Annotated in this window: 5 protein-coding genes; 3 read left to right on the top strand and 2 right to left on the bottom strand. The window is 36.0% G+C overall.

Annotated features, from left to right (window positions below):
* Positions 1–91: 91 nt before the first annotated feature.
* Entirely contained in the window at positions 92–535 is a 444-nt protein-coding gene (locus QRN68_RS21170; protein WP_285398999.1) for an Lrp/AsnC family transcriptional regulator, read from the bottom strand.
* Between the two features lie 141 nt (positions 536–676).
* Between QRN68_RS21170 and QRN68_RS21165 the strand changes: the two genes are divergently transcribed.
* Positions 677–1261 (top strand): DJ-1/PfpI family protein, encoded by a 585-nt coding sequence (locus QRN68_RS21165; RefSeq protein ID WP_285398998.1) that lies wholly within the window; start codon positions 677–679, stop codon positions 1259–1261.
* 48 nt (positions 1262–1309) lie between these two features.
* Here the strand turns inward: QRN68_RS21165 and QRN68_RS21160 are convergent, their stop codons facing one another.
* The gene (locus QRN68_RS21160) at positions 1310–2161 is read right to left on the bottom strand and encodes a LysR family transcriptional regulator (RefSeq protein WP_285398997.1); all 852 of its coding nucleotides are present in this window, start codon (positions 2159–2161) and stop codon (positions 1310–1312) included.
* 177 nt (positions 2162–2338) lie between these two features.
* On the opposite strand from QRN68_RS21160, the gene QRN68_RS21155 reads away from it, so the two are divergent.
* On the top strand, positions 2339–3481 hold the full coding sequence (locus tag QRN68_RS21155; protein WP_285398996.1) for an MFS transporter: 1143 nt from the start codon (positions 2339–2341) through the stop codon (positions 3479–3481).
* Positions 3482–3548: 67 nt separating this feature from the next.
* The coding region (locus QRN68_RS21150; RefSeq protein ID WP_285398994.1) for a hypothetical protein at positions 3549–3782 on the top strand (234 nt) is incomplete at its 3' end.

Here is a 3782-nt window from a genome sequence, read left to right as displayed (position 1 = left end):
GGGCTTTACCCGATCACATTCTTCGGCTACCTGAGCGGTTTGGGGCTTTACCCGAGCACTTTCTTCGGCTACCCGAGTGGTTCTGAATTCATTATTCTAAATTTTTATCAGAAAAAGGAGTGATGACCGTTTTTTCCGATGAAGACAGCACAATATTCGTTGAAGGTGTTCCATAAGGCATCGCATCATCAATAAACTGCTCTAATGTTTCCACTGAGTTAGTTGCAATTTTTACAATATAACTGATTTCACCCGCTACACGATAGCATTCAAGGACATCGGGATGTGCGTTACAAAAATCCGAAAGACTTTTACAATCAATTGATTTAAATAAAATAATGGCTTGAATGTCGCGATTGATCTTTTTTAAATTAACCCTAGCACCGTAACCTTCAATAATCCCCTGCTCTTCCAGTTTTCTTACACGTTCAATAACAGCTGGAGACGATAAATGAACCATAGCCGCTAATTCCTTCATCGATACTTTTGCATTTTGTTGTAATTGCTGTAAAATTTCACGATCTATTTGATCCATAAGTATCCACCTTTTTTTATAAACTAGATTTAATAAAATTCCTTTTATTATAAAGCAAATTATCTAAATTACATTATACAGATTCTGTCATTGAATAGCATTATTCTCTACAATTAGACGTATAAAGGAGGCATTAATAACATGAAAAAAATATTATTACTATTAGCAAATGGATTTGAGGCAGTTGAGGCGAGTGTTTTTACAGATGTACTTGGCTGGAATAAATGGGAGGGTGATGGCACAACAGAGGTCCTGACCGTAGGATTGCATCAACAATTGCAATGTACATGGAATTTTAACGTAGCTCCTGAAAAGTTGCTTCATGAAATTTCATTAGAGGATTTTGATGCACTTGCGATTCCTGGAGGCTTTGAAGAGGCTGGATTTTATGAAGATGCTTTTAGCGAGGAGTTCCAGGCAGTTGTTCGTCATTTCGATGAGCACAAAAAACCGATTGCTACGGTTTGTGTAGCTTCCCTTATTCTAGGTCATAGCGGAGTACTACATAATCGAAAAGCTACTACTTATAATCATCCAACTAGTAAACGATTAGCACAGCTACAATCCTATGGTGCAGATATCGTCAACGAACGGGTTGTTCAAACTGAACATATTATTACTTCCTCAAATCCAGGTACTGCATTTGATGTTGCATTTTGTTTACTAGAAAAGCTGACATCTGTGGAAAATACAAAAAAAGTAAAGGATTTAATGGGGTTTAAATAATTAAATGAAGCTGTCTCCACTAAACGCTTGGAGACAGCTTCATTCCATTTAATTTGATATTAATTGATATAATTTCGATCCAAATTCTTTATTTTTTGTAACCAATGAAATTGTTCTTGTTCTTCCAAAATTATTAATTGGTAAGGCAAAAAGCTGAAGATGACCGATATTTTTAGCCATAAGCTCTGGAACAATCGTAATTCCCATTCCAGTACTTACTGCTCCAAAAATAAAATCCCCAAAGTTTACCTCAGTTATGATATTTGGTGTGTAGCCAAGAGATTGTATTTGTTCTACTATCTCCTTCCTTGAATCACAAGGAGCTTCATGAACAATAAGCGGCTCCTCACACAATTCAGCAAGCTCAACTGTTGCTCTTGAATTAAAACGATGATTCAAAGGAAACACAGCATAGTAAGGTTCCGTAAACAATTCCCAACTCCACAAAGATTCTCCCGTATATTTAGCATCCACAAATACTGCATCAAGTCTACCTTTTTCTAAAGATTGTAACAGTTCATTTGAAGTATTTTGAATCATTAATGTTATAGGTCGATCTAGTTGCTTAAGTTCATTCATTTTGTTTGGCAAATAGTAAGTGGCTAAGCTAGGCAGACCACCGATTGCAATAGGGTTACTCTGACTAAATTGCTGTAATTCTTCACGAATAGATGTTAATTCAGTCAAAACTGGTGTAATTCTAGTGTAAAAACGTTCGCCAGCTTCTGTTAATTCGATACCAATAGATGTCCTATGAAATAGCTCGATACCAAGATTATTCTCTAAGTTTCGTATATGTTTACTTAGTGCAGGTTGGGAAAGATTAGTGATTTGTGCAGCTTTAGAAAAACTTTTTTGATTGGCAGCGGCAATAAAACTGTGTATCCATTCTACATTCATTATATTCACTCCATAGCCTATAACGTTTTGTTATACCCTTATAAAATAGTGATTGTTCCATATTCAACGTTTTCTAGTAATCTATTAAATATAGAAGGTGCTTCGATTATAACATATTGTTATAAGTTAACTAATCGAAAAAATGCTTAGCATCTTTAATATATGGAGGTTCAATAGATGAAAAATGTTTTATTATTATCCTTTGGCATGTTTGCCTTGGGCTTTGATGCCTATGTGATCGCAGGGCTTCTTCCAGGAATTAGCGATACGTATCAAAAAAGCACGTCACAAGTCGGCCAAGCTGTGAGCGTTTTTACTTTATTTTACGCAATTTCAGCGCCATTATTCTCTTCTTTACTTGCAGGAAAACCAATTAAAAAAATCTTAATATGGTCAATGCTTATTTTCACTATAGCAAATAGTATTACAGCTTTAGCGCCGACTTTTTCTATTCTTCTTCTATCAAGAGCAATTGCGGGGACAGGGGCTGGATTATTTTCACCTTTAGCTGTAGCAGCTTCTACAAAATTCGTTTCTAGTGAAAAAAAAGGGAGAGCTCTAGGGTTGACTATCGGAGGAATGAGTATGGGAACAGTGCTTGGCGTTCCTTTAGGCATCTATATATCAAACTTATTTGATTGGAAAGTAACACTTTGGCTATTAGTGATGATCGGTGTAATTTCTATTTTATGTATGTATATTTTCCTACCCGATTTCCCAACAACACCTCCCCCTGCCCTTAACGAACGACTAAAAATGTTCCTAGATAAAAGAGTAACTATAACTGTATGTATAACATTTTTCGGCAGTGTTGCCAGCCTTGGCTTATACACATATCTATCTCCCCTATTAGAGGAAATGGCAGGCTCCAGTAACTTAACGATATATCTTTGGGCATGGGGATTCGGTGGCTTATTTGGAAGTATAATAATTGGTTACTTAATCGACTATTTCGGAAAACCAAAAACTTTTGTTACAATCATATTATTCACTTTAACTTTATCCATTATTTGTATACCATTAATGATTAACTTACCTATAATAAAATACTTACCGTTCTTTGTCTGGGGAGCAATGGGATGGGCATGTCAAGCGCCTCAACAACATATTTTACTATCATATCAGCCAAATAACGGAAGCTCAGCAGTGGCATTAAACAGCTCTGTAAATTATTTAGGCAGTGCAATAGGCGCAAGCTTAGGCGGGATTGTATTGTCCTTACAAATTGGATCAATTAAGTTGATTTATTTTGCAGTAATTTCTATGTCATTTGCAATTTGTTTACAGTTTTATAGCATGAAGAAAAAATTTAGCGATTAAATTTATTTAACAATTGCGGCTCTAACTGTTGATTCGATGATTTTATTTGTCGCTTCGATGGTTAGAATTGCAACTTGAAGACTCTATCATTCATCTTGAAACTTCTATTCGTCATATCGAAGGTCCTATCCACGATTTTGACGTTTCTATCCACGATTTCGGAGGTTCTATCCACGATTTTGGAGGTTCTATCCACGATTTTGAAGGCCCTATCCACGATTTTGGAGGTTCTATCCATCACTTTGGCGATTCTATCCGTCACTTTGACTGTTCTATCCGTCACTCTGTTTTCTATCCGTCG

It is taken from the genome of Lysinibacillus sp. fls2-241-R2A-57, assembly GCF_030209535.1.
Lineage (GTDB): Bacteria > Bacillota > Bacilli > Bacillales_A > Planococcaceae > Lysinibacillus.
The sequence above is the reverse complement of the archived record's forward strand: the minus strand, read 5'-3'. Positions and strand labels throughout refer to the sequence as shown.

Excerpts from the sequence above, each read along its gene's own strand:
- QRN68_RS21170 (WP_285398999.1), bottom strand. The coding sequence starts at position 535 with ATGGATCAAATAGATCGTGAAATTTTACAGCAATTACAACAAAATGCA.
- QRN68_RS21165 (WP_285398998.1), top strand. The coding sequence starts at position 677 with ATGAAAAAAATATTATTACTATTAGCAAATGGATTTGAGGCAGTTGAG.
- QRN68_RS21160 (WP_285398997.1), bottom strand. The coding sequence starts at position 2,161 with ATGAATGTAGAATGGATACACAGTTTTATTGCCGCTGCCAATCAAAAA.
- QRN68_RS21155 (WP_285398996.1), top strand. The coding sequence starts at position 2,339 with ATGAAAAATGTTTTATTATTATCCTTTGGCATGTTTGCCTTGGGCTTT.